The sequence below is a fragment of the Polynucleobacter sp. 35-46-11 genome (assembly GCF_002281105.1).
Genome location: NZ_NCFJ01000302.1, coordinates 1 through 3,147 on the forward strand (window position 1 = coordinate 1; position 3,147 = coordinate 3,147).

Annotated in this window: 3 protein-coding genes; 2 read left to right on the forward strand and 1 reads right to left on the reverse strand. The window is 45.1% G+C overall.

Going from position 1 to position 3,147, the window contains the following annotated elements:
• The first annotated feature begins 180 nt into the window (after nucleotides 1-180).
• A complete protein-coding gene (locus B7Y67_RS13875) occupies nucleotides 181-675 on the forward strand; it encodes a methylated-DNA--[protein]-cysteine S-methyltransferase (RefSeq protein ID WP_293599156.1) in 495 nt (164 codons plus the stop codon).
• Here B7Y67_RS13875 and B7Y67_RS13880 read toward each other — a convergent pair.
• Complete coding sequence (locus B7Y67_RS13880; RefSeq protein WP_293599157.1) at nucleotides 672-1,661, reverse strand: squalene/phytoene synthase family protein; 990 nt, start codon at nucleotides 1,659-1,661, stop codon at nucleotides 672-674. The two genes, B7Y67_RS13875 and B7Y67_RS13880, sit on opposite strands and share 4 nt — an antisense overlap.
• A 107-nt stretch (nucleotides 1,662-1,768) precedes the next feature.
• Here B7Y67_RS13880 and B7Y67_RS13885 point away from each other — a divergent pair.
• A partial coding sequence (locus tag B7Y67_RS13885) for a sodium:solute symporter family protein (RefSeq protein WP_293599158.1) occupies nucleotides 1,769-3,147 on the forward strand: 1,379 nt, incomplete at its 3' end.

Sequence of the window (3,147 nt, forward strand, 5' to 3'; positions counted from 1 at the left end):
AAGCAGGAAGATGACTAATGCGACTTGACCAATAAAAGGCCAATCATCAAAAAAAGTGTCCATCAGTGATGTCCGCAAAGAATAAGGAATATCCAATATAGCAAAGTGCTACTTCACTAGCTACAGCCTTATTGGAATCCTGCGTGAATTTTTACCTCAATGTGTGTCAGAATCTTCAGCATGGCCATCTCTACATCAGCCGATTATTGCGTGATATCTGCCCCTTTTGGGTGCCTGGGTGTGCAAACAGAGTTGGTAGACGGTAGTTTGATGATCTCCAAAATTGATTATCTGCCTCCAGGTACTGCGCTCATTTCCCCGAAAAATGCTTTGGCTAAGTCATTTTCAAAACAATGCGCACACTATTTCAAGCATGCCTCCTCAGTGTTTGACGTTCCCCTAAAACCTACGGGAACACCACATCAGCAAAAGGTGTGGAATGCGACACTAGGTATTGGAGTGGGAAAGACTAGCACTTATGGTGAGATTGCCAAAAAGATTAAAAGTGGACCTCGTGCCGTCGGGACTGCTTGCGGTGCTAATCCCTATCCTTTGGTCACTCCGTGTCATAGAGTAGTTTCTGCCAAAGGTCTTGGAGGTTTTATGAAAGAAGATGCTCCAGGTTTTTATCGCCAGATCAAAATTTGGCTTTTAAAGCATGAGGGTGTGCTCTAAGGTTTCTTTGCAGACAGTTTCCTGAGTTGGCTAGATGCTACAAAAAAGAATGCTTTCATCAAGAAGGTATTACTAGCGGCAAGCTTAGTAAATGCATAAAAAATCCAAACGGAATTTCTAGACAACTTGACTTCCGATTTGTTGCTAAATTCTTTTCTGTTAGCAATTTTTTCAAGCGTCATGACTGCAAGACCGAAAGCAAGAAAGCAGAAGCGTCTGATACCAACTTCATTTTCTGGAATCAGGAGAATATAGCTCATGGAGTCTTGCAGTTTTTTGTAAGCAATATTCAGTAGCGCTGTTTGACTCATGCCTACTGGTTTCCAAGAAACGCCACGTGCACGATCTTCTGGTGAGTCCTTCAAAATATTGGTCATTTGTAAAGCTTGACCAAAGGCGATAGCCAATTGCTCATGCCCTTCGATCTGCTTTGCAAATCCGGAAGAGTAGTTGCTAAAGATGGTTGTCAGTAGCTCTCCTACGACACCAGCCACTACATAGCAATACTCCTCAAATTCTGCGAGATCTTTTAGCCCTTCTTGCGTTTGCCTTCCATGGAAATGGGACATGCCATCGGACATGATTGAAACGCAACGGCTAATCGCAGCCTGATCTGTATCGGGAAAGGTGTGCAGAATTCTGAGGACGGTTGGGGTATGTGCGATTAAATCGAGCTCATCAACATTGGAATAGCCTTTTAATGCTTCTAGGCAGGGGCTTACAAATGCCTCTACCGAAATAGTGCCCAAAACTGCTTCTAAAAATAGCCTAGATAAGCGCTGCTTCTCTGTTGGACTGAGTTCAGTCGCATCCTCAATCGTGTCGACAATCCGACACAGTAGATAGGTATTCCCAACCACTGCCTCAAGCGCTGGGGAGAGAAGGGGGATGGTGAGTGCAAAAGTGCGCGATACCGAACCCAAAATCGCCTTTTGATAGGCTAGATCGCTATTGGGGTTCTCTATTGGCTGTATGGCGGAATTCACCCATGAATTATGTCAGACCAGCTGACTCAAATTTGGCTCTGATTGATTAAATGTCATAAGTGACAAGGCCATATAATTTGAGCAAATTCTGAAGGAGTAATTGGGCGATGTTGATTTGGTTTGTCATCATCTACTGGGTGGTATCTGTAGGTATCGGCCTTTGGGCTGCGCTACGGGTCAAAAACACGGCTGACTTTGCTGCAGCAGGCCATAGCCTTCCTTTGCCTATCGTCACCGCTACAGTCTTTGCTACCTGGTTTGGCTCCGAAGCGGTGTTGGGCATCCCAGCTACCTTCCTTAAGGAGGGGCTCGGCGGAATTGTTTCCGATCCTTTCGGATCTTCTCTGTGCCTGATTTTAGTAGGACTCTTTTTTGCTCGTCATCTCTATAACCGTCGCATGCTCACTATCGGCGATTTCTTTAGGGAGAAATATGGCCGTACTGTAGAGGTTTTGGTAACGCTCTGTATTGTGGTTTCTTATTTGGGGTGGGTGGCCGCGCAGATTAAAGCCTTGGGACTTGTTTTTAATGTTGTGTCTGATGGCGGCATCACACAAACAGCAGGCATGTTAATTGGGGCTGGTAGCGTTCTAATTTATACGCTTTTTGGTGGCATGTGGTCAGTGGCAATCACCGACTTCATTCAGATGATCATCATTGTGGTGGGTATGCTTTATATCGGCGGTGAGATAACGGCCCAAACTGGTGGTGTTGGTGTAGTTTTCGAGCATGCAGTTGCTGCCGGCCAGTTTTCCAACTTCTGGCCTGATATGAATCTCGCTTCTATTCTTGGGTTTACAGCCGCTTTATGCACGATGATGTTAGGTTCTATTCCACAACAGGATGTATTTCAGAGGATCACATCCTCTAAGAATGTGAACATTGCAGTGCAAGCCGCTTTATTGGGTGGAGTGCTGTATTTCGTCTTCGCATTTGTTCCACTGTATTTGGCTTACTCTGCAACCATCATTAGCCCAGATTTAGTGAAGCAGTATCTATATACAGATCCACAAATGATTTTGCCAAAGCTCATTTTGAATCATGCACCACTCATTGCACAGGTAATGTTTTTTGGTGCCCTACTGTCAGCCATCAAGAGTTGTGCCAGCGCTACATTGCTCGCGCCATCCGTCACTTTTGCGGAGAACATTGTTCGCGGATTCTTTAAGCATTTATCCGATCAGGACTTGCTAAAAGTCATGCGCATTACGGTTCTCTGTTTTACAGCGGTAGTTACCTTTTTTGCTATCAACTCGAATTTATCGATTTTTAAGATGGTTGAGAATGCCTACAAAGTGACTTTGGTTGCAGCTTTTGTACCACTGGCCTTTGGGGTCTACTGGTCCAGGGCAAATTCTTTAGGTGGTTTGTTATCAGTGGTCTGTGGTCTTGTAGTTTGGGTCAGCTGCGAAGTACTTGCCCCTGAAGCTATTCTCCCCCCTCAATTAGCAGGGCTTTTAGCTAGTATTGCCGGCATGCTTTTGGG